The sequence below is a fragment of the Dyella sp. AD56 genome, from assembly GCF_002878475.1.
Classification (GTDB): Bacteria; Pseudomonadota; Gammaproteobacteria; order Xanthomonadales; family Rhodanobacteraceae; genus Dyella.
Genome location: NZ_NRDP01000011.1, coordinates 289,376 through 313,230 on the forward strand (window position 1 = coordinate 289,376; position 23,855 = coordinate 313,230).

Here is a 23,855-nt window from a genome sequence, read left to right on the forward strand (position 1 = left end):
CAGAAAGCGGGCCATTAGCCCGCGCTGGCGACTTCGGTGTCGACTTCGCGATCACCCACGGTCCACAGCCTCTCCAGGCCATAGAACTCGCGGATGCGCGGCAGCATGACGTGAACGATCACGTCACCCAGGTCCACCAGTACCCATTCGGCTTCCCGCTCGCCTTCCACGCCAAGAGGCATCACGCCCGCCTGCTTGGCGAACTTGACGACTTCGTCGGCAATGGATTTGACGTGGCGCGCGGAGGTGCCGGAGGCGACGACCAGTAGATCGGCGATGGAGGTTTTGCCGCGGACGTCGATTTCACGAATGTCCTTGGCCTTCAGTTCGTCTAGCGCGTTGAGAACTTGCTGACGAATGACCGCCGTGGTGGCGGATTTGGTGCTGCGCTTGGCGGTCTGACTCAAGTGCGTTTGCCTCGATGCGGGATCGATGCGCGGGATGGCGCGGCGCCAGTATAACGGACCACCCTCAAGCCCATGTCAAACGGCGTTTCTGCGGCACCTGCGGGGCTATCTCGCCCGCCCCTGGGAAAGCCCTGGCCTGTAAGGCAGCCCCTTGCCAGGCGAGGCCCCAGGCCAAATAAAAAGGCCCCCTCCGACCGGAGGGGGCCTCTGGACACATCCCGCTCAGCGAATCAATGGCCCGCGGCGGTGGACGAAGCGGCAGGCGCGGTGCTCTTCTTACCGCTGTGCTGCTTCTTGTGATGCGTCTGCTGGGTGGCATCGCTCTTCATCGAGTCGCTAGACGACTTCATCGCATCAGAGTTGGATTGCATGGCATCCGAGCTGGACTTCATCGCGTCCTTGCTGGCGTCCTGGGTCGACTGCGGCGTGGTGCTCTGAGCCATGACCGGGGACATGGCAAGACCGAACACAACGGCGGTCGCAAAGGCGAGTACGGCGTAACGGGAAACTTTCATGGTCAGGTATCTCCAAAAGCGGTGAGGTAACCGTGCGGCCGTGCCGCACTTCCATGGAACAGCCGCCGTCGCCCGTCCTGGACAACCTCGGCAACCCGGTGGCGGATAGATCCACACCGGCCACGCCGCATCAGCATTCCTGCGCGATGCGAACGGCCCATCCCTGGTCCGTGAAACCATTTCGCCGGGTCGCAACAGCAACCCGCGCGCCCTTCTCGGGGGAAGCCTATACCTATGCGTGCACACGGAATGTGGCGTAGTGACACGTCCATTCAGTTGCAATACGGACTGCGAGCTTGCAATAAGTTGCGATTGCTGCACTGCATCTGTGCATCACCGGGATCATCGCCGTGGACCGTGCCTTAGCATGCTGTTGCGGCACGCCCGCCATCGCAGATGTCCTTTGCAGGCGTGTCCAACCGTGTCATCGCGCTGCGGCGCAACATCCTTTCCATCGTGAAGCATCTCTAAGCTACGCAGCCACGCGGGGCTTCAACGCCATGACGAAAGCGACAGCTTCACTTCAGCGCGGGCTGCAGCAAACGCCCGCCCATCAGCGCATTCAGCACCACCACGATGCCTACGGCCATGGCATGTGTAAGCAGGTCAGTCGCAGCCACGGCAAAGGCGTGACAGATCTCCAGTAGCGCCGCGGAGGCCGCCGCCGACGCCAGCCCGACCATGATTGCCGCCAACACCGGGCGCAACGGATACGCCCGTCGCAGCAGCCAGATCAGCAAGGCGGACAACGGCACCGAAAAACTGATGATGAAGACCAGACAGTCGCTCGCCTCGTTGAACTTGGCGACGTGCGCGGAAGGACCCAACCAGTCGTGCATGCAACCCAGCCCGCTGGCACCCACCCAGACCAACAACCAGGGCAGCGGCAGCAGGGTCCATCGCCACGACCGACCCGGCACCCCCAGCGAGAAGGCCGCCCAGGCCGCGCATACCGCAGTCATCACCGCCCCCACCCCGGCCACGGCTATATCTGGCTCGGCAACCCAGCGCTGGATCATGTGGCTGACGCCATAGTGCGCAAAAAGACCCACCGCGATAGCCGCCACCACCAGCAGCCAGCCGAGCGTACGCAGCCACGGGGGCGGCAGGCGCCGCACCGGCGTGAGCTGATCGCCCAGCGACTGGATCAGTGACTCAGGGAGTCGCGGCTCGGTCATGATGCTCAGGGTTCTCCGTGAAAACGCGAGCGCAATGCTTTCATCGCGCGATGCAGGTTGACCTTCAGCGCGCCGGTCTGGCGCCCCGTCTGCGCTGCGGCCTCAGCGAGCGATTGTTCCTTCAGGCCCAGTTGCTCGACCGCCTCACGCTGCCCCGGCGGCAGTGCCGCAATAGCCTCACGCAGACGCCGGGCCTCTTGTTCGCGCTCAGTTGCCGCGGTGGCGTCATCGATATCCGCGTGCGTGTCATAGGCGTGCTCGTCATGCACCTCCCTGGACCCACGACGCCCCTGGCTGCGCAGCGCATCAATGGCGCGCCGGCCGGCCAGGGCTGCCAGCCAAGCGTCATAGGAACGTGAGGGGTCGTAGGTATGACGCACCCGATGCACCGTGAGCAGCGTTTCCTGCACCACGTCATCGAGCAGATCCACTACCACGCCCCGACGCCGTGCCACGGATCGGATCAGCGGCACCGATGCCGCCAGCACACGCTCATATGACCGGCGATCGCCACCCTGCGCCGCCGCCATCCACGCAGCACGCTCGCGCTCCTGCATGTCGCCGAGAGGGGCTGCGGTGTCGCTCACGATGGATGGGGTCCAATCCCGCCGGGAAAGGACGCTATCTAGACCCATCGTGCAGGGCGCGGTCAAGCTCACGGTCATATCGGGGCCTCATAGGTCCTCTTCGCCTATTCGCCAGCCATCGAGTCTGGGTTACATCCACCAGCCGTCGGGTTTGTACGAAACCGCGCAGAAGTTCTCCGGATACCGCACTTACACCGGACTTTTCAGAGCGCTCCGATAGCCACCTTTTGCTTGCGGCTGGCCTAATCCGCCACCGGTCCGCTTTAGCGGCACGACGTTCTATTACCTACCGCAAGGAAAGCCCTATGAAGAAGACTCTGATCGCATTGGCGTTCGCCGCCATCGTCGCCCCGATCGCAGCTCAGGCCACGCAGAGCAACGGCATTGACTACACGTACCTGCAGTTGGACTACGTCAACATCACCCAGGCCGGCAACACAGGCGTTGCGCAGGGTGGCATGCTCACCGGCTCCTATGGTTTCCACGACAACTTCCAGATGTTCGGAAGCTACAGCGCGCTGAACTTCAACAAGGTATCTGATTACGATCCGATCATCGGCCATTTCTCTTGGACTCCGAAGGTCAAGCCCTGGTCCATCGGCATGGGCTATGCCTTCAGCATCGGCAGCCGCGCCGACTGGGTGACCCAGGCCGCCTACCAGCACGACAAGAACAGCAATCACATGTGCCTGAATGACTACTGCGTCCGCTTCAACGGCAGCAATAATTTCTGGACCGTCAACACCGGCGTCATGGGTCGCGTCACCGACAAGCTGACGGCCAACGCCTATCTCGGCTACGACCACGGCGTGAGCACCCATGGCGATGGCAACCTGTTTGGTCAGTTCGGACTGGTTTACAACTTCACCCCCATGTGGGCAGTGGAAGGCGGCGTGCGTGTTAGCAACAACAGCAACGACATCTTCAACGTCGGTATTCGCGCCAGCTTCTGATCGGCAGAATACTTAAGAATAAAAAAGCCCGGCCAATGCCGGGCTTTTTTATCGCCGTTTGTCGGAGAAGCGGCGAGATGGAACAGACAAAAGTTGAATACCTGTGTTTTGCCCCATCCCGCGCGGTCAACTCTTAGAAGCGATACTCCGCACCCAGGGACAGCAGACTGGCATGACCGTGACCACCGTCAAAGCCGATGCGATAGTAGTCGTAGCTTAGGTTCATGCTGATATTGCGCGTGAAATCGTAGCCCATGCCCACGCCACCATACCAACTCGTGTTCGAGGAGCTTTCTCGGCTAGTCAGGCTACCCAAGGGACCATAAACGTTGAGGTCCAACCGGCTCGTGGAGAACAGAATGCCCGTGCGCGCTTGCACATTCCAATTGTCGTTGAACTCGTAGATATAGTTGCCACCGAGCGACCAGCCGTGGCTCGCCACCTTACCGGTGATCTTCGCATTCAGACCGAACTGGTCGCTCAGGAGATTCTTGTTCGGATTGGACTGGCCAAGATCGACGTAACCGCCATCGACACCCCAGTTGCCCGACGATGTAGCCCAGCGATAGCCAGCACCGAGGCCCCATCCGAAATCATTGTTGTTGGAGAAGTAGTTGCTGTTGATGCGGTAATCGGACTGACCAGCGTTACCGCGGACGAAAAAGCCGCCATCGTTCTGATCCGCTGCCAATGCGGCCGTCAACGGAGACACCAGCGCTGCCGACAACGCGACAATGGAAATGAGTTTCTTCATGAAGCTATTCCTATTTTTGTGAAAATGGGGCACGCAGATAAGACGCAAACGCTATCGAGCAGATCGGCACGCACTGTGCGTAGAACACTTCACAATCTTTCGCACCGACGGTGGTCCGTCGAATTACCTGCCGCCGTCCATTGGGCCCGCAAAGTCACATCTGTAGCTATCGGAATGAACTGAAACCCTGCAGGCACATTGTTATTGAGAGCGATCTCGTATAGCGCCCATCCAAATGCCCCATTGCGTTGTCGCGCTGTACACGATGTCTAGCCATCCGTTCGGACGCATCCCCTACCGGCTTATCGCGCGCAACATGTGCTACCGCAGAGAGCAACTCGTTTACTTCGCCGACACGACCGCAGCGATGAGGTGCGACATTCGCTTTGCGATAGCATCAGAGCAGGCGCGTCGACAGCAACATCACAACTCGCCCTCTCACCGGGCCCGTACAAGCGTCGATCGAACTCCATGTCGAACTGTGGCGCATCGACCCGTGAGCCGATGCACCACGGGGACCATCATCGGACGGCGTTCAAGCGGTTACGGTGGGCTGTAGGAAGGCCCCACCCGCAGCTTGCTCGATGCAGTTCACGGCGACATCCAGTACCGCCACCATTTCACGGGTCAACGACCCGGCCACTGGCTCGCCCGGTAAGCCTCAGGAATCGCCATCCACTGCCGACGTTCGAAGCGCCTACGCCCATGCGTGAGCACCGCCAGCGCGGTGGCCATGGAGTCACGGTGGCAAGCGCCGGCTGGCGCTTGCCACCGTGACTCCAAAGTCCTGTGGACCGGCCTACCAATACTCCTCGACGCCTGATCAATCTTTTTCGAAAGACAAGGTAACTTCGGTGCCCTATCAGGCGAATAATCCGCTGACACCCCAGCGGACCTCGCACCCATGCTTGTGCTGTTCCTTGCCTACCTTGGCGGCGTACTGACCATCCTCAGCCCGTGCATCCTGCCTGTGCTGCCGTTTGTGTTTGCCCGGGCGGATCGCCCCTTTCTGCGCAACGGCCTGCCCATGCTGGTGGGCATGGCCCTGACCTTTGCGCTGGTGGCTACGCTGGCGGCCGTGGGCGGGAGCTGGGCCATCCAGGCGAACCAATACGGCCGTATCGTGGCCTTGGTGGTGCTGGCGATATTGGGGCTTACCCTGTTGTCGACGCGACTCGCAGAGTGGATCAGCCGCCCGTTTGTGGCGCTGGGTAATCGCCTATCCCGGCATTCGGACGAGAACGATTCCGTCTGGTCGGCGGCTGGGCTGGGCGTGGCGACGGGACTCCTGTGGGCACCGTGTGCCGGCCCGATCTTGGGCTTTCTGCTGACTGGCGCGGCCCTCAACGGGGCGAGCGTGCAGACCTCGCTGCTGTTGCTCACCTATGCGCTGGGGGCTGCTACCTCGCTGGCGCTGGCTCTGGTGATCGGCGGCAAGGTCTTTTCCGTGATGAAGCGTTCGCTCGGCGCTGGAGAGTGGGTACGCCGCGCCCTGGGTGTGCTGGTGCTCGCCGGCGTGGCCGCCATTGCGCTGGGGCTGGATACCGGCGTGCTGACGCGCGTATCGCTGGCCAGTACGGGCGGCATCGAGCAAACACTGATCAACGCCACGCGCCCTCCCCCGGCACCGCAGCCAGTGGTGAAACAAGGTGAGCCTTTGCCGGTGGAAGGGGATCTGCCCTCGCTGGAAGGCGCCACGCAGTGGTTCAACACGCCGCCGCTGTCAGCACAGTCGTTGCGCGGCAAGGTGGTGCTGGTCGATTTCTGGACCTACTCCTGCATCAACTGCATCCGCTCGCTACCCTACGTGCGCGGCTGGGCCGACAAGTACAAGGATCACGGCTTGGTGGTGATCGGCGTGCACGCGCCGGAGTTCGCCTTTGAAAAAGATCCGCAGAACGTGAGCAAGGCGATCAAGGATCTCGGCGTTGATTATCCGGTGGCACTCGATAACGACTACGCGATCTGGAAGGGCTTCCACAACGAGTACTGGCCTGCGCACTACTTCATCGACACACAGGGTCGCATCCGTCATCACCACTTTGGTGAGGGTGAGTACGCGCAGAGCGAGGATGTGATCCGCCAGTTGCTTACCGAAGCCGGACAGAAAGATCTTCCGGGCGGTTACGTACAGTCCGGCGCGCAGGGTGCGGAAGCAGTCGGATCGGGCGACGCGATGCGCTCGCCGGAAACCTACGTCGGCTACGCACGCGCGGCGAATTTCGCAGGCGGCAAGGTGGCTCATGACGATGCATGGACCTATCACGCGCCCGATACGTTGATGGTCAACCAGTGGGCGCTGAATGGCCGCTGGACCGTGCGCGACGAGAATGCGCGACTGGATAACGCAAACGGTCGCATCGTGTATCGCTTCCGCGGACGCGACCTGCATCTGGTGCTGGGCCCAGGCAAGGACGGCAAGCCGGTGCGCTTCCGCGTCACCATCGATGGCAAGGCGCCAGACGCGGACCACGGCATGGATATCGATACCGACGGCAACGGCACGGTGACGTCGCAACGTCTTTATCAACTGATCCGCCAGGCCAACGGCACCGGCGAACGCACTTTCGAAATCACCTTCCTCGATCCCGGAGTTCAGGCCTACGCCTTCACTTTTGGCTGATCGACATCACACACCTCGTGGAGGTTGCCATGTCCCGTACACAGGACATCGTGAAGCTGGAGCGCCGCCGTTTTCTGCGCGCGGCGCTCACAGGAGGAGCGGTTGCTGCCATCGGAGGCTTTGCACTTCCAGCGCTATTCAAGCGTGGCGCGATGAGCGGTGAGGCGATGGCGGCCACACCTGCAGCCACCGGCGCAGACGTATTGCTGGCCTGCTTTGCCGACGACGGCCACAAGCTGGGCGTATGCCATGTGCGCAAGCTCGTGCTCAACGATGCCCAATGGCACGAACGGCTAAGCGATGACGCGTACTACGTGATGCGCCATGCGGGTACCGAGCGCGCCTTCAGCGGCCCGCACGAAAAAACAGGGCCCGGCCTGTATCGTTGTCCCGCATGCGACACTGCGTTGTTCGACGCCGCAACTCAGTTCGATTCCGGCACAGGCTGGCCGAGTTTCTGGCAGCCCATCGCCAAGCAGAATGTGATCGAGATCCACGACAGCACGTTTGGCATGGAACGCATCGCGGTGACGTGTGCGGGCTGCGATAGCCATCTCGGGCATGTGTTCGACGATGGCCCGCCGCCGACAGGGCTGCGTTATTGCATGAATTCGGTAGCGATGCGGTTTGTGCCCAGGGCATCGTAGAACGCGCTTAAGAGATGAGCAGCCGCCGTTAGAGGGCAGCATCACTGCCCTCTCCATCAGGTATACGCGAGCGCGTTTTTACTGTGTTGGCTTTGCCCGATAGGGGGCGAGGACGGATGCGTCCTCGAACAAGCCGCAGGGCAGCAAATAACGTGGGTCGCGACCTTCCGCGAGCAACTCGCGGATGCGTGTTGCGGAAATCTCCAGCGGCGTAACTGCCAGTTCGATGACTTTGCCTGCTGGCAATTCGTGCAGCTCCCTCGTATCGGTCGTGCGACGAGGGAGTATCTCCACGGCCAGATCCACGGACCACTTGGCATCGATACCGGGGCGATTGAGTACGCCGATATGGGCATAGTCGAACAGATCGCGCCAGCTCTGCCAGCTCGGCAGGCCGGCGAAAGCATCGGCGCCAAGCAGCAGGACAAGCGGTCGATCGCCCAGCTCATCGCGTAGCTCGCGCAAGGTGTCGATGGTGTAGGACGGGCCTTCGCGGCGCAGTTCGCGCGTATCCAAGGTGAGGCGGTCCTGCCCTTGCAATGCCGCCTTCAGCATCGCCACGCGCTGTGCCGGCGATGCGGTGGGCGCGTTGCGATGTGGAGGCACGTGCGCGGGCATCAGGCGCACGTCGGCATCGAGCAGTTCGGAGGCCTCCCAGGCCACGCTGAGATGGCCCAGGTGCACCGGATCAAAGGTGCCACCAAAGAGCGCGAGCGGCTTCATGCCAACGCGCCGGCCGCCCGTGGTTCGGCGATGGCGGCGATCAGGCGCTCGGCTTCCAGCCAGGCATTGCCCTGCTCACGCCCTTTTGCCATACGGTCGATACGTGCCGCGCGCGCGAGGCACTGCAACCAGTGCTCGCGCGGTGCACGACGCAGTGCCTTGCGGAACAACTGCTCGCGTGCGGGCCAAAGGCGCTCGGCGCGCGCCTGCGCAGCGAAATCGCGCGCGTTGGCAAGCCGAAGCGCGAGCTGCAATTGGTTGACCAACCAGCCCATCAGGCCGATCAACTCTTCGCCCTCTGCATGCAGGCCAGCGAGAATGTGCAGCGCGCGCCCGCCGTCGCCCGCGAAGGCCGCATCGGTGAGTTTGAACGCATCGTAGCGGGCACTATCGGCGACAAGGTTTTCCATTTCCTTCGCATCGATCTTGCCTTGGCCGTGCAGCACGACCAGCTTGTCGATTTCCTGCGCCGCCGCCAACAAATTGCCCTCGACGCGCTCGGCTAGCAGCATCGCTGCGTCCGGTGTGGCCGACAGCCCACGCGAGGTGAGGCGTGCGCCAATCCATGACGCCCATTCGTTTGGCCGGGGTGAATTGAACACCACCAATGCACCGGCCGCATCGAGGTTCTTGGTCCAGGCGCCTTCGTGCTTGCTGCTCCAGTCCATCGCGGTGATCAGCAAGGTGACATCCGGCGGCGGGTTGGCACAGAACTCGTTGATGGCCTTGGCGCCCTCGGTACCGGGACGGCCGGTAGGCAGCCGCAGATCCAGCAGGCGACGGGTGGCGAACAAGGACATGCCTGCCGCAGCACGCGCCAAGTCGTCCCAATCGAAGTGGTTGCCTACGTCCAGCACCTCGCGCTCGGCATAGCCGAGCTTGCGCGCCTGGGCACGGAGGGCATCCGCGGCCTCCAGCACCAGCAGCTCCTCGCCCGCCAGCAGATACACCGGCAACAGGTGATCAGCGGCTAGCGATTTCTGCCATTGCGTGGCGTTGAGCGGCATGGTCCGGTGGCGTACTTAGTGAGTGCTGCTGGACGAAGCCGGCTGCGTGGATTGAGCGGGCGGTGCGGCTTCCTGCGCAGCGGCCGCGGCGGCCGTCTGGCCAGGATGGCGCCCGGCGGCCTGCAGTCGGAGCAAGATGGCCGTAACCATGTCGTCGTTAAGGCTGCCCTGGATCGCTTCGACCTGAGCCGACGTACCGATGGTATTGGTAGGGTCGTAGCTGAAATCACGCTGCAGGTCGATGCGCTGGCGTGGCACCAAAGGCTGGCCCGCGCCGTCATGCACTTCAAACTGCACCTGGTAGCGCACCGTGTATTCGGTGACGCGGGCGGCGCCGTTCACTGTCAGCGTATCGGTGCTGAAGTAGGCAGCGGGAACATTGAGTTCGGCAATGTCGACACCGGCCTTCTCTTCCACCGTGATGCCGGAAGCCGCCAATGTGCGCTCCAGGCCACGCAGCAGGTTGTTGTTGTTATTCACCGTTACATGCACGCGCTGCATGGCAGGCGGCAACGCCACGTTCTGGCGCAGATGGAATCCGCACGCTGCCAGCGAGAGGACGGACATCAACAGCAGCGAAGCTTTGAACACACGGCTCATGGATTTCATCCTGCGACGATGTTGACGATCTTGCCCGGCACCACGATCACCTTGCACACGGTCTGGCCTTCCAGGAAGGCCGCCACGTTCGGCTGTACCAGCGCCAGCGCCTCTGCCTCTTCCTTCGAGGCGTTGGCGGCGACTTCGATGGTACCGCGCAATTTGCCGTTGACCTGAACCGCAAGCGTGAGCGAGTCGCGCACCAGCGCGACGCTATCCACCTTCGGCCACGGCTGGTCTTCCAGCACGGACTCTGGATGGCCCAGCACCTGCCACAAGGTGTGGCTGACGTGCGGCACCACCGGGTTGAGTAGCAGCACCATAGCTTCCAGCGCCTCATGGCGCACGGCGCGGCCCTGCTCGCTCTGGTCGTTGAACTTGTTCAGTGCGTTGAGTAGTTCCATCAGCGCGGCGATGGCCGTGTTGAAGGAGTGGCGGCGACCGATGTCGTCGCTGACCTTCTGGATGGTTTCGTGCAACTGGCGGCGCAGCGTCTTTTGCCCTGCGTCCAGCGCTGTCGGGTCGACCACCGGATGATCCGGCTGCGACGCATGCGTGGTCACTTCGCGCCAGAAGCGACGCAGGAAACGCGCCATGCCCTCGACGCCCGCTTCGCTCCATTCCAGCGATTGCTCCGGCGGTGCAGCGAACATGGAGAACAGGCGCACCGTGTCGGCACCGAACTTGTCCACCATCGCCTGCGGGTCGATGCCATTGTTCTTGGACTTGGACATCTTCTCGGTACCGCCGATCTTCACCGGCTGGCCGTCGCTCTTGGAGCGCGCACCGATCACGCGAGCCTTGTCGTCGCGCTCGATCTCCACGTCGGCCGGATTGATCCAGTCCTTCGAGCCATCGGCGTTGTCGCGGTAGAACGTCTCAGCAATCACCATGCCCTGGCACAACAGGTTGGTGGCCGGCTCGTCCGTCTGCACCAGGCCCGCGTCACGCATCAGCTTGTGATAGAAGCGGAAGTACAGCAGGTGCAGGATGGCGTGCTCGATGCCACCGATGTACTGGTCGACCGGCAGCCAGTAGTTGGCGCGTTCGTCGACCTGATCGTTTGCACCGGGGCTGGTGTAGCGCGCGTAGTACCAGCTCGACTCCATGAAGGTGTCGAAGGTGTCGGTTTCGCGCTCGGCCGGACCACCGCACTGCGGGCAGGTGGTCTTGCGCCATTCCGGATCGGCCTTGATCGGCGACTGCACGCCGGAGAAAGCGACATCTTCCGGCAGCACCACCGGCAGTTGATCTTCCGGCACCGGCACGGCATCGCACGTAGGACAGTAGATGACGGGAATCGGGCAGCCCCAGTAACGCTGGCGGCTCACACCCCAGTCACGCAGGCGCCAGTTCACGCGGCGCACGCCCTTGCCTTCGCGCTCGAAGCGCGCGGCCATGGCTTCGAAGGCCTGGCTGTAATCCATGCCATCGAATTCGCCGGAGTTGACCAAATAGCCGCGCTCGGTGAAAGCGCTGTCTTCCTGGATGCTCGCTTCGAACGATTCGATCAGTTGCACCGCTGCGGAGGTTTCATAGGCGTCGATGTTGCCGCCACCCAGCGCTGCGCGCATCGGGTCAGCGCCCACGCCCTTGGACAGGTCGTGCTGGATCTCGGCCACCGCATCGAGCACAGCGCGATCGACCACCACCATGCGGATCGGCAGGCTGTACTTCTGGGCGAACTCCCAGTCGCGCTGGTCATGACCGGGCACGGCCATCACTGCGCCGGTGCCGTATCCCCACAACACAAAGTTGGCGACGAACACCGGGATCTTCTCACCGGTGAGCGGATGGATGGCTTCGATGCCGGTATCCATGCCGCGCTTTTCCTGCGTCTCCAGCTCGGCTTCGGACACGCCGCCGTGCTTGAGCTCTTCCAGGAAGGCAGCCAGTTTCGCGTTGTCCTGCGCGGCCTTGATGGCCAGCGGATGCTCACCCGCAATGGACACGAAGGTCACGCCCATCAGCGTATCGGGGCGCGTGGTGAAGACGGTGAGCGGTTCGCTCTCGCCTTCCACGTCGAAATGGATTTCCAGACCCTCGGAGCGACCCACCCAGTTGCGCTGCATGGTCTTCACTGCATCGGGCCAGCCGGGCAGCGTATCCAGACCGTCGAGCAGTTCCTGCGCGTAGTCGGTGATCTTGAGGAACCACTGCGGGATTTCGCGCTTCTCGACCAATGCGCCGGAGCGCCAGCCGCGGCCATCCACCACCTGCTCATTGGCGAGCACGGTCTGGTCCACCGGATCCCAGTTCACCACCGCGTTCTTGCGGTAGGCCATACCCTTCTTCATCAACCGCGTGAACATCAACTGTTCCCAACGGTAGTAGTCAGGACGGCAGGTGGCGAACTCGCGCGTCCAGTCATACGCAAAGCCCATGCGCTGCAACTGGGCGCGCATGTGTTCGATGTTCTGATAGGTCCACTTGGCCGGCGCAGTCTTGTTCTTGATCGCGGCGTTTTCGGCGGGAAGGCCGAACGCATCCCAGCCCATCGGCTGCAGCACGTTTTTGCCCTGCATGCGCTGGTAACGACTGATCACGTCGCCGATGGTGTAGTTGCGCACGTGGCCCATATGCAGCGCGCCCGACGGATACGGGAGCATGGAAAGGCAATAGAACTTGGGCCGCGAGGCGTCTTCCTTCACCTCGTAGGCGCGGTGATCGCGCCAATACGTCTGAGCGGCGGTTTCCACCGCCTGCGGCTGGTAGCCGTGCTCGTTGGCCTGGTCCTGGTTGCCTTGGTCCTGAATGTCCTGCATGTGTGTCCGGCGCCGTAAGTTTTGCGGGCTGCCACCGGCCTTTCCGGCGGTCAGCTGTGAACGGGGCAGACTAGCAGAATTGGGGTCCGTTCATCGCCAAACGGTGGCAAAACGGCGCCAGAACAAGATCTTCTGCAGGAGTGCACGGATGCGCTCCTGCAGGTGCAGAGGCTCAGCCCTCGGGGCAGCGGGCCGACTGCCCAGCTGCAACCGCGCCGGCCACGGCGCCGATCTGGCTGGCGAGACGGTTGATCGCCTGCTGATGGCCTTGCACCAAGGCGTCATACCCCTCGCCCACCGTTTCATTGATGCGGCTGGTGCAGGCCAGCGGATCACCGCCCTTCAACGGGCGCACGCTCCAAGCCGCATCGATATACGCGTAGCTGCCCGGCACGGAGTCGAAGCGCCGCACATCGAGCTTGATGCGCACGGTGGACTGGCCCTCGCTGGGCAGGCCGGTGACATCCTGGGCGCGGAAATCCCGGGTGAGGTCGGCGGACAGCGCCCCGCGTACCTCGTCGCCGAGTGGCGCAATCCAGCGCTGCCCCTGCAACACGGCCACGCCCTGCCCGCCCTGACGCACCACCATTTGTGGCTGATCAACCTGCGCCGGCACGGTGACGGGAAGCAGTTCGAACTGGAATGGCCGGGCGGAAGGCGCCGACGTAGCATCACCAGCGGCCGGAGGCACCAGCGTGTAGTAGCGCACGGGCGGCACCGAACCGCAGGCCCCCAGCACCAGCGCCAGTCCGGCGATGGCCAGGTTCAGAGTTCCCCAGCGGGTCATGGCTTGCTCCCTTGTGATGGCGCGTCCTGCGGCGGAGGCGGCAGCGGTGCCTGCAATGGCTTGTCGTCGGCGCGGCGGCCGCGCAGCAGCGCGTCCGGGTGGTCGCCCAGATAATCGGTCAGCACGCGCAGCGAACGCGCGGCGCGCTGCAGCTCCTGCAGGCTACCGCCGAGGTTCTGCTGCAACTGCGAGTCGGGCGCGAACGCGTTGTTGGCATTGCCCAGGGTCTTCTGCGCACCTTGCAGCGTGGTTTTCACTTCAGGCAATACGCTGCCGTTGACCTGTTGCAGCGTCTTGTGCAACTCGCTCAGCGTGTCGTTGAGGTTGTTGCCGATGCTGTCGAACGGCACCTTCTGGATCTTGCTGACGATGTCGGCGATCTGCTGCTGGATCTTATCGAAGTCACCCGGTGCCGTCGGAATTTCCAGCGGCTTGGCGCGACCGTCGAACTCAACCTTCGGCGCCTTGGGCAGGAAGTCCATGGCGATATAGAGCTGTCCCGTGAGCAGGTTGCCGGTGCGGGCCTGCGCACGCAGGCCATGGTCGACCAGGCGCCCCATCATCTGCGACATCTGCTCGTCGTCACCCTGCGCCTTTGCCAAGGCCATCAACTTGTCATGCGCCTTGCCGAGGCGTGCGGGGTACACCACCGCGCCCACAATGGTCGGGAAAGTCTGGGTCTTCTCGTCGAAGTCGAGGTTGATCGACACCACCCGGCCAAACGGCACGCCCAGGAACTCCACCGGCGCGTCCACGGTCAGACCGCGCAGCGATTGGCTGAAGCGCATGCGGATGTAGCGCGGCTCCCCGTCCGGCGGTGCCATGGCCGTCGCCATGTTATTGAACAAGGTGAAGGCGTCGTTCTCCTGCGCAGGCGAGGCATCATGCGGCCCCGGCGGATCCTGGAACGCCACGCCGCCCGCCAGCACGGTGGCGAGTGACTGCGTGTTCACCTTCAGGCCATCGGCTCCCAGCGACACATCCACGCCGCTGGCGTTCCAGAAGCGCGAGGAGGTGGTGACGAATTGGTCGCTGGGCGCATCAATGAAAATCTGCAGCGTGACGCCCTTGCCATCCTTGTTGAGGTGGTAAGACGACACCCGGCCCACCTGGATGCGGCGGAAGTAGATGGGCGAGCCGATATCCAGCGAGCCGAGGTCGTCGGCATGCAAGTCGAAGGTTTTGCCCGGCGCCCCATGCGTCACCGGTGGAGGGGATTCCAGGCCGACGAAGTCGTCCTTGGGTTCCTGTGACTGGCCCACGTCCGCGCCGATGAACGCACCGGACAGCAGCGTGTCGATGCCGGAGACGCCACCCAGGCCAATCCGCGGACGCACCACCCAGAAGCGCGAATCCGCCGTAGCGAAGCTCTTGGCGCTCTTTTCCAGCGCCACCTTGGCCACCACGTGGGTGCGATCCTCGCTCAGCCGCACAGTGGTGACCTTGCCGATCACCACGCTTTTGTATTTGACCGGCGTCTTGCCAGGGTCCAGCCCCTCTGCGCTCTGGAAGCTCACGCTGATGGTGGGGCCTGCATCGGACCATGCGTGGATCACCAGCGAAAGGCCCACCAGCGCCGCGATGATCGGCACCAGCCAAACCAATGAGGCGTTGATGCGCGGCCGCTGTACTACGGGCTCGGGCAGGCCTTCGGCGATATTCTTGTCATCAGTCATCGAAGTCTCTGCCATCCCAGATCAAACGCGGATCGAACGTCATCGAGGCGATCATGGTAATCACCACGGTGAGGCCGAAGAACACTACACCAGGCAGGGGTTCCACCTGGCTGAAGAAACCGAACTGCACCAGCGCGGTAAGCAGCGCCACCACGAATACGTCCAACATCGACCAGTAGCCGATGAACTCCACCAGCCGGTAGAGCTTGGACCGCTGACGCTGCGCCCACTTACTGCCCCGCTGCGAACTGATCAGCAGCAGGCTCAGCGCGAAGAATTTCAGCACCGGCACCATGATGCTTGCGGTGAAGACGATAATGGCGAGATCGGGCGATCCCTTGACCCACAATTCAATGATCCCGCTAAGAATGGTGTTGTCATCGACATCGCCCAAGCTCACCGTGCGCATGATGGGCAGCACGTTGGCGGGCACGTAGAACATAAAGGCCGCGATCAACAGTGCCCAGGTTCGGGTATAGCTGCTCGACTTGCGCTTGTGCAGTACCGAGCCACAACGCGGACACACGGCGTTGTCGCCCTTGACGTCCCGGCAGACCAGCCGGCAGACATGGCAACCGATCAAGCCGAGGTCGCTGGCGCGGGGCAAATCGGTCATGCCGGCGTCTCCTCAGTGAGATCCCACAGGCGGCGCACGTCGATGCTGGAGAACGCGGTGATGATGAGCATCAGCACACCATAGGCGAAGATGCCCGGGTTGGGCAGCACGTCGAAATACATATGGGCCTTGACGATGGCCACCAGAGCGCCGAGCACGAACACTTCGCTCATGGTCCATGGGCCGATGCGGTAAAGCAGCACCATCACCGCACGGAACCCGGGCGCGCGCCGTCGCTGGCGGGCAAACAGCAAGACCCAGAACAACAAGCTCATTTTCAAGATGGGAAAGAAGAACAAGGTCAGCGCGGCAATGACCGCCACTACTTGCGAATGCTCCTGCCACATCATCGTGATGCAGCCCCACAGCGTGGCGCTGATCAACTGGCCGTTGAGCCCCAGCGTCACGATGGGCCAGATGTTGGCCTGCACGAAAGCGATCATCGCCGTGATCACCAGTGCCAGCATGCCGTTCACATTCAGGCTGTGATGCCGGGCGAGGATGGCGTCGCAGCGCGCGCAACGTGCCACTTCGCCACGGGCCAGCTTGCGACGACGGTATACCGTGTCGCAGTGCTCGCAGATCCACAGAGTGGGTGGGGCGATGGCGGGCTTGATGCCTTGCGGTGGCATGGTCATGTGGTGATTTTCGCAAATATCCGAGCTTTCGCCGATAGGGTTCGGTCAGATGGCCTCCAGCGGGCCAGCGGCGGGGGTTCGCAACCTTGATATGCTGGTCGGTGCCCTGATGTGGAGGGCATCCGTCAACGGGAGTTCCCAGTGAGTGCCACAACCGCCGATACGCATGTTTTTGACGTGCGCGAGGACAATTTCGAAACCGAGGTGCTGCAGGCCTCGCTGACCACGCCGATCCTGGTGGACTTCTGGGCGGAATGGTGCGGCCCGTGTAAGACATTGGGCCCGATGCTGGAGAAGCTCGCTGGCGAGTTCAACGGCGCGTTCCGGCTGGCCAAGGTGGACGTGGACAAGTCGCAGCAATTGGCGGCCATGTTCGGCATCCGCAGCATTCCCACGGTGATGCTGGTCAAAGATGGCCAGATCGTCGATGGCTTTGCAGGCGCTCTGCCCGAAGGCCAGTTGCGTGAATTCCTGCAACGGCATGTACAGGCGCTCGACGGCGCGGCCAATGACCATGACGTGGAAGTTGTACCGGAATCGCCGGAAGAGGCCATCAATCGCCTGCAACAGGCCATTGCCGCCGAACCCGAGCAGGCCGAACTGAAGCTGGATCTCGCGCTGGCGTTGATGCGCGCGGGCCATGCGGATGCGGCCGAGGCAGAGCTGAGCTCGCTGCCTGCCAACCTTGCCACCGACGCTCGCGCCGTGCGCCTGCGCAGCCAGCTCGACCTGGCCCGTGCGTTGGCCGGCGCACCGTCACTGCCCGAATTGCAGCAACGTGTGCAGGCCGATGCCGGTGACTGGGCCGCCCGCGATCTGCTGGGCGTGCGCCTGCTGCTGGAGGGTGACGCCGCTGCCGGTCTGGATCAGTTCCTTGCCATCCTTGGGAAAGCACGCGACTGGAATGATGGCCAGGCCAAGAAGCGCCTGCTGGCTGCGTTCACTACCCTCGATGACGCCGAGCTGGTGGGTAGCTACCGCCGTCGCATGGCGTCCTTGTTGTTCTGAACCTCCGGGCCGGCATCACCGCTGGGTGATACCGGCCCCTCCCCTCACGGCGAGCCGGCGGCCACCGAACCACCTGTTCCAATGTTGCGGTCCAGGAACTGCGTGACACGCTGGAGCAACTCCGCGTTGTTCTTTTCGTCGTAGAACCCGTGCCCTTCATCGGCCTTGTACAGCCACTCATAAGCAATGCTGCGCTTATCCAGTGCGGCACGCATGTGCTGGGCATGTATCGGTGGGACGCGTACATCTTTGCCACCGGCGATAAGCAGAACGCTGGCTTTCAGGCGATCCACCTGATTCACCGGTGACGCGGCAGACAAGGCCTGCTCGTCGTTACCCAGTCTTGAGCGCCAGAAGCTCCGTGCCGATGTGTTTTCCGAACCATCGCCCTGCGTAAGCATCAGTGGCAGGTCATACACGCCAACGTAGCCGATCGCGCAACGGTAAAGATCGGGCTCCTTCATGACACCTTCGAGCGCCGCATAGCCGCCATAGCTGCCGCCAAAGATGCAGACATGACCTTGCGTGGTGATCCCCTGCTTGATCGCCCATTGCGTGGCATCGGTGACGTCGTCCTGCATTTTGCCGCCCCACTCGCGATAGCCAGCCGCCATGAATCCGTCACCGTAGCCGCCCGAGCCCCGGTAATTCACCTGCAGCACGGCATAACCGTGCGTGGCCAGCGCCTGCACCGTGGGGTCGTACTCCCAGTAGTCGCGAATACCGAAAGGTCCACCATGGATAAACATCACCAAGGGGAGATGCTTCGCCTCTTCCTTGCCGGGCGGCATGCTGAGGTAGCCGTGGATGGTGAGCCCGTCACGCGCCTTGAACTCAATCGGCTGCATGGCCGCCATCTGGTTGGGCTTGATCCAGCTTGCTCGCTGCAGTAGTGCTTTCGCCTGACCGGTGGTGTTGTCCCATAGGTAAAACGTACCCGGATCCATGGACGAGTACGCCAGCGCGATCGCCTTGCTGCCATCGCGCGAATGCGACACGAAGCGAACACTCTCGCCCGGCATCGAGCGGGACAGCAAACCCATCGCCTTCATGGTGTCGGAGCCGGGAACGAACGCCTCGGCCGTTGGCGCATCCGGATCGGAATACGCGCCGACCACATCCATGCCGTCGAGCGTATAAATGAGCCGCGTCATTTCGGTAGTGGCGCTGCTCCATACCGGCTCGCCCAACTTCTGGGTGGCGATATCCCACAGACAGAGCGCGGCCACCTTGCCGGGGGCCGCGCAGGTCATGTACACCTTGCTATCGTCGCGGCTGAAATCGATAGGCAACGGCACGGATTTTTCGGTCGAGCCCTGGAACAGCAGGGTCCACGGCTTGCCATCTCCCTCACGGTAATACACCGCCGGGTAGGCGTGACTGTCATAGCCTTCCGCGAAACGCACATTCCCATGGTTGTCGGTGACGAACCTCGCGTTGCGTAACGGCGCCTTGCCCAACGGCCGCTTGGAACCGTCATTGACATCGAGCAGGTAAATGTCTTCGAAAGCGCCTTCGGCACCGGTTTCCCACGGTGTAACGGCGATCAGGATGTGCTTGGGATCGTCCTGCACCGTAGCAATGACCTGCGCGCTGGCACGCTCGGACTCCGCATGCTGGATATGGCTGCCGCCCCTAACGTCGCCCCCTGCGCGATAACCAAACAAGAGTTTCGGATTGGTGCCGTCGGCGTCGACAGCGAAGATCTCGCCGGTGCTGAATGGACGATCCCAGCCGGATACCTTGGTACCTTCTGTATAGACCACGCGGTTGTCGCTAGCCCACCAGAAGTTGACGATCTGATTACCCTCGCGCGGCGTGACCATGCCGCCTTTCATGGTGTCGAGATCAAACAGCGCCAACAATGGTTTGTCCTTGACCACCGTTGCCGCCGCGATGTGATGACCATCGGGCGAGATCTTCACCTCGCTGTATTGCAGGTGGCGCGCAAGGTCTTCGAACGCGACGCCTGAGGCAAACACCGGGTACGACAAGACACTGAGCGCGCAGAAGGCTGCGCGCCGAATTCCGTTTTTCATTTGTCCCCTCTCCTGTGCGGCGACACCCCTCGCGTCGCCGGCGGAAGTATAGGCACGGAATTCCGCCGAGGTGAAAGCAGAACACGGCATTTCCGTGCTTTCCTTCGGCTTGATCAGTGAACCCTCACGCATGCCATACGCATGCGTATGTTTCGGCTATAGTTAGCCTCCCGTCATCGCCCCACTATGCCCATGCGCGCCTCCACCTTCCGCCGCCTGATGAACCTATGGCCGCCGTTCCTGTTCAACAGCATCCGCGTCCAGCACGTATCGGAAGACTGGTCAGAGCTGCGCGTGGTGCTGCGCTTGCGTCCCTGGAACCGCAACTACGTGCGCACGCAGTTCGGCGGCAACCTGTTCGCCATGACCGATCCTTTCTGGATGCTGCTGGCCATGCATCAGTTGGGCAACGACTACTTCGTGTGGGACAAGGCCGGGGCGATCGACTTTGTCGCGCCGGGGCGCGAGGACGTCTACGCCCACTTCAAATTGGAGCCAACGGTAGTCGACGAACTGCGCGCGGCGGCGGCAGGCGGTGACAAGGTATTGCGCTGGTTCGATGTGGACGTCGTCACACGTAGCGGTGAAGTGGTGGCTCGCGTGCGCAAGCAGTTGTACGTCAGGCTCAAGCCGAAGGCGCGCTGAGGGCCCCATCGCCCGGTTTCATTCGCGTTCGAAGCGAGCAATATCCTCGAGCATGCGCTCGGCGCGCCGCACGCTGGTGCCGGCAAACTGGTCTTCCATCCAGCGCCGCTTACCCAGCCGACGCAGCACCACGTAGACCAGCGCGACAATCGCCAGGGACACGCCACCGCTCAATGCCATCCATGGCACCAAGCCGTGCGCGTGATCCCAATAGTCATGCCCCTCGCGATCAAAGTCGTACTGGATCAGGATCAGCATCACCGGAATCCAGATGACACTGCCCAGCACTGCGAACACCGGCGCCTCCACCCGCACGCGCCAGCGCCGCAGCTCCGCCAACCGACGCTGAATATCAAGCACGGGTGAGGCATAGTCGATCCCGTTCAGCAGGCCCAGCAGCCGCCCCGCGAAGATCGCCGCAAGCGTGCCAAACACCTGCAGCGCGATGCCGCTGCCGAAAGCCACCGGCGTGTGCAGATGCGAGCTCCACACGCTCACGCCCCACAACAGCAACGCAATGCCCAGCGCCAGTTGCACCGATTGCCACCAGCGCATCGGACCCAGGCCCCGGCGCAAGCGGTCCATGCGTTGATCGCGCAGGATCTGCCACTGCAACGCCTGCTGATCCACCACGCGTCGATCCAGCTCACGCCAGGCGGCTTTCAGTTCTTCCAGTTCCATGCTCATGTCCTCGCCTTCGGTGCGCTGGCCATATGGCTGCGCAGGGTTTGCTTGATGCGGCCCAGCTTGGTGGCTACGTTGGTTTCACTGATGCCGAGAATCTCGGCCATCTCGGCGTAGCTGCGGTCTTCCAGGTACAGGAGGATGAGCGCGCGGTTCAGCGCATCCAGCTCGCCGATGACGCGATAAAGCAACACCAGGCGCTCGTCTGGCTCGGGTGACGGCTCGCCGCCGATGGTGTCCAGGTGGTGCGACTGCAGCGGCTCAAGCCGCTCGGCACCATCCATGCGGCGCAAACTAGAGATCGCCACGTTCAGTGCGATGCGATACAGCCAAGTCGAGAACCGAGCCCGCCCAGGGTCGTAGCTGGCAAACGAACGCCACAACTGCACGCAGATCTCCTGCACCAGGTCGTTTCGGTCGTCCGCGCTCCTGGCATAGAGGCTGGCAACCTTCAGCACGATGCCGCGGTGCTCCCGCAGCAGCGCCTCAAATGCCTGATGTCGATGATCGCCTGCCATGCACTCGCCCCCGGATGTCCTTCCATGATTCGCCTGCGCGCAAAAAAAATCACACCCAAGGCGAAACGGGCGGGCGGCGCGGGCTGCCCTACAATGCGGCGTCCCTCACCTGGCCCCTCCCCCATGAAACGCCTGCGCATCAAACGCTATCTGTTCACCGGCCTGCTCACGTTCATCCCTCTGTGGGTGACGTGGGTGGTGTTCAAGTTTGTGCTGAGCATGCTCGCGGGCATCGGCACGCCACTGGCCTCCGCGCTGTTGGCCACCTTATCGTCCGCCTCGCCGTGGGCGGGCATAGCGCTCAACAATGCATGGCTCACCTTTGTGGTGGCGCTACTGCTGACGCTGGGCGTGCTGTATCTGCTGGGCTGGCTGGCTAACCGTGTGATCGGTCAGCGACTGATCGACGGTTTCGATGCAGTGCTGGCACGCATCCCGCTGGTGCAAACCATCTACGGCGGCACCAAGAAGCTCATGGCCGTGCTACAGCAGAAGCCGTCGGGCGTGCAGCGCGTGGTACTGATCGACTTTCCTCGCCGTGGCATGAAGGTGGTGGGCTTTGTCACGCGAGTGATGATTGAAGAAGGCACGGGCCGCGAAATGGCCGCCGTCTATATCCCCACCACACCCAACCCGACCGGCGGATACCTGGAAGTGGTGGCGGTGGACGAACTGACGCCCACCGACTGGACCATGGATCAAGCCATGGCTTTCATCATTTCCGGCGGCGCGGTTGCCCCTGATACCTTGCCAGCTTCGCCGGCCGCATTGCGCAATGCTTCTCAGGACGCGGAGTAAATCTACGCCGCCTCAGGCCACCACCTCGAACGGCCGCATCATCTCGTTCGATGCATGCTCCAGCAGATGGCAGTGCCACACATATCGGCCCGTGTAGCCCTCGAAGGTGATGATGTAGCGCGTCACCATGCCCGGGAAGACCTGCGCGGTGTCCTTCCAGCCTGCTTCGTGCGGCGGCGGCGGTTGCGCCGGGCCGGTATAGCGGACGGTCTTCGACTCCAGGTACTGATCCACATCGAACGGGCGCCGATCGAGAATCTGAAAGCGCACCAGATGCAGATGGATCGGATGCGTATCCTCGGTGAGGTTGAGGAAGCTCCAGATCTCCGTGCTGTTCAGCCGGGGCTTCTCGCTCACCGGGTCATGCCAATGCTTGCCGTCCAGCAACATCAACATGGGCTCGGCGACGCAATCGGCATATTCGTCGATGGTCAGCACACGGGTATTCGTCGCGCTCGCTTCCGTCATGCGCGGCACGTCGCGCAGCACCGGCGGCACGTGGCTGTCGTCATCGACCTGCCCCGCCGCCACTTTGAACTGCATCAACGGCAAGGCGTCGGTCATCAGTTCGATGACGCTGTCGCCCATGCCGGCGAAATCCATCACCAGATCCGCCCGCTCGCCCGGCGCGAGAAACAGGCTGGTCTGCTGCACCGGTGCGGCAAGCAAGCCCTGATCGCTACCAATCTGCAAGAACGGTTTCTGTCCGTGCAGGCTCAACCGGAAGAAGCGGCCATTCGCCGCATTGAGCACGCGGAAGCGGTAGCGACGGGCCTGCACGTCAAGGCGCGGCATCAGCGCGCCGTTCACCAGCATCACGTTGCCAAATACCTCGGGCACCCATGGCGAATCGCTCACGCCGGATACCGGGTAGTAGAGCTGCCCGTCCTCGGTCAGCAGACGATCCGTGAGCACCAGCGGCAACTCCTGCTCGCCATGGGGCAGGCCCAGTGACAGCTCATGCGCGTCGCGCAGCAGATACATGCCGAACAGACCCGCATAGAGGTTCAATCGTTCGATGCCCATGGTGTGGTCGTGGTACCACAGCGTCGCCGCGTCCTGGCGGTTGGGATAAGTCTGTTTGCGCGATTGCCCTGGCACGAACCAGTCCGTGGGATAGCCATCGTCCGTTGGCGGAACACGCGCACCGTGCACATGCACCACGCCTCGCACTTCCGGCTTGTCCGGCTCGGCACCGCAGATGTGGTGGTCGATGGGCAGGAAGTGATGCTGCGGCAGGCTGTTGGTCCACTCCACATGCACCGCTTCTCCACTGCGCGCTTCGATGGTGGGTCCCGGCATGGTGTTGCCGTAGGTCCATAACCGCGTCGGCGGCAGATCGCGATGCAGGCGCTGCGTGCTTTCGCGCATCGCGATGCGCAGCGGCGTGCCCGCCTTGGGACGAAGCACTTCCGGCACCGGCAAGGGATCGACGAACGGTGTCAGACGCGAGGGGTCGAGCAACTTAGGCACGCTGGTCTGGTCGGCCACGGCATGCTTGCAAAGACCGCCTGACTTCGCGGCATGCATGGCCATGTGCATGGGTGCACCGAACGCGCGCAACGCACCCGTACCTGCCACAAGCCCCATGCCCTGGAGAAAACGACGACGCGAGGGATGCAAGGTTCACCGCCTCTGTAGAAAAAGGAAACGCCCCGGACCGATGTCCGGGGCGTTGAAACAAGCT

Annotated in this window: 23 protein-coding genes; 6 read left to right on the forward strand and 17 right to left on the reverse strand. The window is 62.7% G+C overall.

Going from position 1 to position 23,855, the window contains the following annotated elements; translation table 11 throughout:
* Positions 1 to 14 precede the first annotated feature (14 nt).
* The 4 genes from rsfS to DyAD56_RS09625 all read right to left on the reverse strand — a co-directional run bounded on the left by rsfS (position 15) and on the right by DyAD56_RS09625 (position 2,630).
* Positions 15 to 359 (reverse strand): ribosome silencing factor, encoded by a 345-nt coding sequence (gene rsfS, locus DyAD56_RS09610; RefSeq protein WP_233202367.1) that lies wholly within the window; start codon positions 357 to 359, stop codon positions 15 to 17.
* Between the two features lie 278 nt (positions 360 to 637).
* Positions 638 to 922, reverse strand: a complete 285-nt coding sequence (locus DyAD56_RS09615; protein WP_102302528.1) for a hypothetical protein — start codon at positions 920 to 922, stop codon at positions 638 to 640.
* 518 nt (positions 923 to 1,440) lie between these two features.
* Positions 1,441 to 2,100: an NrsF family protein gene (locus tag DyAD56_RS09620; RefSeq protein WP_102302529.1), complete on the reverse strand. Its 660-nt coding sequence runs from the start codon at positions 2,098 to 2,100 to the stop codon at positions 1,441 to 1,443.
* Positions 2,101 to 2,105: 5 nt separating this feature from the next.
* On the reverse strand, positions 2,106 to 2,630 hold the full coding sequence (locus DyAD56_RS09625; RefSeq protein WP_102302614.1) for a sigma-70 family RNA polymerase sigma factor: 525 nt from the start codon (positions 2,628 to 2,630) through the stop codon (positions 2,106 to 2,108).
* Between the two features lie 362 nt (positions 2,631 to 2,992).
* Here DyAD56_RS09625 and DyAD56_RS09630 point away from each other — a divergent pair, with 362 nt between their 5' ends.
* Positions 2,993 to 3,640, forward strand: a complete 648-nt coding sequence (locus DyAD56_RS09630) for an autotransporter outer membrane beta-barrel domain-containing protein (protein ID WP_102302530.1) — start codon at positions 2,993 to 2,995, stop codon at positions 3,638 to 3,640.
* A gap of 133 nt (positions 3,641 to 3,773) precedes the next feature.
* Here the strand turns inward: DyAD56_RS09630 and DyAD56_RS09635 are convergent, their stop codons facing one another.
* Complete coding sequence (locus tag DyAD56_RS09635; protein ID WP_102302531.1) at positions 3,774 to 4,394, reverse strand: porin family protein; 621 nt, start codon at positions 4,392 to 4,394, stop codon at positions 3,774 to 3,776.
* Positions 4,395 to 5,298: 904 nt separating this feature from the next.
* Between DyAD56_RS09635 and DyAD56_RS09640 the strand changes: the two genes are divergently transcribed.
* Together DyAD56_RS09640 and msrB are read left to right on the forward strand one after the other, a co-directional pair.
* A complete protein-coding gene (locus DyAD56_RS09640) occupies positions 5,299 to 7,017 on the forward strand; it encodes a cytochrome c biogenesis protein DipZ (protein ID WP_102302532.1) in 1,719 nt (572 codons plus the stop codon).
* A gap of 29 nt (positions 7,018 to 7,046) precedes the next feature.
* Entirely contained in the window at positions 7,047 to 7,664 is a 618-nt protein-coding gene (gene msrB / locus DyAD56_RS09645; RefSeq protein ID WP_102302533.1) for a peptide-methionine (R)-S-oxide reductase MsrB, read from the forward strand.
* Between the two features lie 78 nt (positions 7,665 to 7,742).
* Here msrB and nadD read toward each other — a convergent pair whose 3' ends face one another.
* From nadD to DyAD56_RS09685, 8 genes are all read right to left on the reverse strand, one after another.
* Positions 7,743 to 8,387 carry a nicotinate-nucleotide adenylyltransferase gene (gene nadD / locus DyAD56_RS09650; RefSeq protein ID WP_102302534.1) on the reverse strand — a complete coding sequence of 215 codons (645 nt, stop codon included), beginning with the start codon at positions 8,385 to 8,387 and terminating at the stop codon, positions 7,743 to 7,745.
* The gene (holA, locus tag DyAD56_RS09655) at positions 8,384 to 9,394 is read right to left on the reverse strand and encodes a DNA polymerase III subunit delta (RefSeq protein WP_102302535.1); all 1,011 of its coding nucleotides are present in this window, start codon (positions 9,392 to 9,394) and stop codon (positions 8,384 to 8,386) included. The genes nadD and holA overlap by 4 nt, the downstream gene beginning before the upstream one ends.
* 15 nt (positions 9,395 to 9,409) lie before the next feature.
* A complete protein-coding gene (lptE, locus tag DyAD56_RS09660; RefSeq protein WP_102302536.1) occupies positions 9,410 to 9,994 on the reverse strand; it encodes an LPS assembly lipoprotein LptE in 585 nt (194 codons plus the stop codon).
* A gap of 5 nt (positions 9,995 to 9,999) precedes the next feature.
* Positions 10,000 to 12,759, reverse strand: a complete 2,760-nt coding sequence (gene leuS, locus DyAD56_RS09665) for a leucine--tRNA ligase (protein WP_102302537.1) — start codon at positions 12,757 to 12,759, stop codon at positions 10,000 to 10,002.
* Between the two features lie 172 nt (positions 12,760 to 12,931).
* Positions 12,932 to 13,546 (reverse strand): PqiC family protein, encoded by a 615-nt coding sequence (locus DyAD56_RS09670; RefSeq protein WP_102302538.1) that lies wholly within the window; start codon positions 13,544 to 13,546, stop codon positions 12,932 to 12,934.
* Entirely contained in the window at positions 13,543 to 15,222 is a 1,680-nt protein-coding gene (locus tag DyAD56_RS09675; protein ID WP_102302539.1) for an MlaD family protein, read from the reverse strand. The genes DyAD56_RS09670 and DyAD56_RS09675 overlap by 4 nt, the downstream gene beginning before the upstream one ends.
* Entirely contained in the window at positions 15,215 to 15,838 is a 624-nt protein-coding gene (locus tag DyAD56_RS09680) for a paraquat-inducible protein A (RefSeq protein WP_102302540.1), read from the reverse strand. The genes DyAD56_RS09675 and DyAD56_RS09680 overlap by 8 nt, the downstream gene beginning before the upstream one ends.
* Entirely contained in the window at positions 15,835 to 16,476 is a 642-nt protein-coding gene (locus DyAD56_RS09685; protein WP_102302541.1) for a paraquat-inducible protein A, read from the reverse strand. Before DyAD56_RS09685 ends, DyAD56_RS09680 begins: the two co-directional genes overlap by 4 nt.
* Before the next feature lie 141 nt (positions 16,477 to 16,617).
* Between DyAD56_RS09685 and trxA the strand changes: the two genes are divergently transcribed.
* Positions 16,618 to 17,484, forward strand: coding sequence for a thioredoxin (trxA, locus tag DyAD56_RS09690; RefSeq protein WP_102302542.1), 867 nt, complete (start codon positions 16,618 to 16,620; stop codon positions 17,482 to 17,484).
* Between the two features lie 44 nt (positions 17,485 to 17,528).
* Here the strand turns inward: trxA and DyAD56_RS09695 are convergent, their stop codons facing one another.
* Complete coding sequence (locus DyAD56_RS09695; protein ID WP_102302543.1) at positions 17,529 to 19,523, reverse strand: S9 family peptidase; 1,995 nt, start codon at positions 19,521 to 19,523, stop codon at positions 17,529 to 17,531.
* A 192-nt stretch (positions 19,524 to 19,715) separates the two neighbouring features.
* On the opposite strand from DyAD56_RS09695, the gene DyAD56_RS09700 reads away from it, so the two are divergent.
* Positions 19,716 to 20,168, forward strand: coding sequence for a DUF4442 domain-containing protein (locus DyAD56_RS09700; protein WP_102302615.1), 453 nt, complete (start codon positions 19,716 to 19,718; stop codon positions 20,166 to 20,168).
* An 18-nt stretch (positions 20,169 to 20,186) separates the two neighbouring features.
* On the opposite strand, the gene DyAD56_RS09705 is transcribed toward DyAD56_RS09700, so the two are convergent.
* Complete coding sequence (locus DyAD56_RS09705; protein ID WP_233202357.1) at positions 20,187 to 20,855, reverse strand: hypothetical protein; 669 nt, start codon at positions 20,853 to 20,855, stop codon at positions 20,187 to 20,189.
* Positions 20,852 to 21,370 (reverse strand): sigma-70 family RNA polymerase sigma factor, encoded by a 519-nt coding sequence (locus DyAD56_RS09710; protein WP_102302544.1) that lies wholly within the window; start codon positions 21,368 to 21,370, stop codon positions 20,852 to 20,854. Before DyAD56_RS09710 ends, DyAD56_RS09705 begins: the two co-directional genes overlap by 4 nt.
* A 123-nt stretch (positions 21,371 to 21,493) precedes the next feature.
* On the opposite strand from DyAD56_RS09710, the gene DyAD56_RS09715 reads away from it, so the two are divergent.
* Entirely contained in the window at positions 21,494 to 22,168 is a 675-nt protein-coding gene (locus tag DyAD56_RS09715) for a DUF502 domain-containing protein (protein WP_102302545.1), read from the forward strand.
* 12 nt (positions 22,169 to 22,180) lie between these two features.
* On the opposite strand, the gene DyAD56_RS09720 is transcribed toward DyAD56_RS09715, so the two are convergent.
* Positions 22,181 to 23,791 (reverse strand): multicopper oxidase domain-containing protein, encoded by a 1,611-nt coding sequence (locus DyAD56_RS09720; protein ID WP_233202358.1) that lies wholly within the window; start codon positions 23,789 to 23,791, stop codon positions 22,181 to 22,183.
* Positions 23,792 to 23,855: the final 64 nt, after the last annotated feature.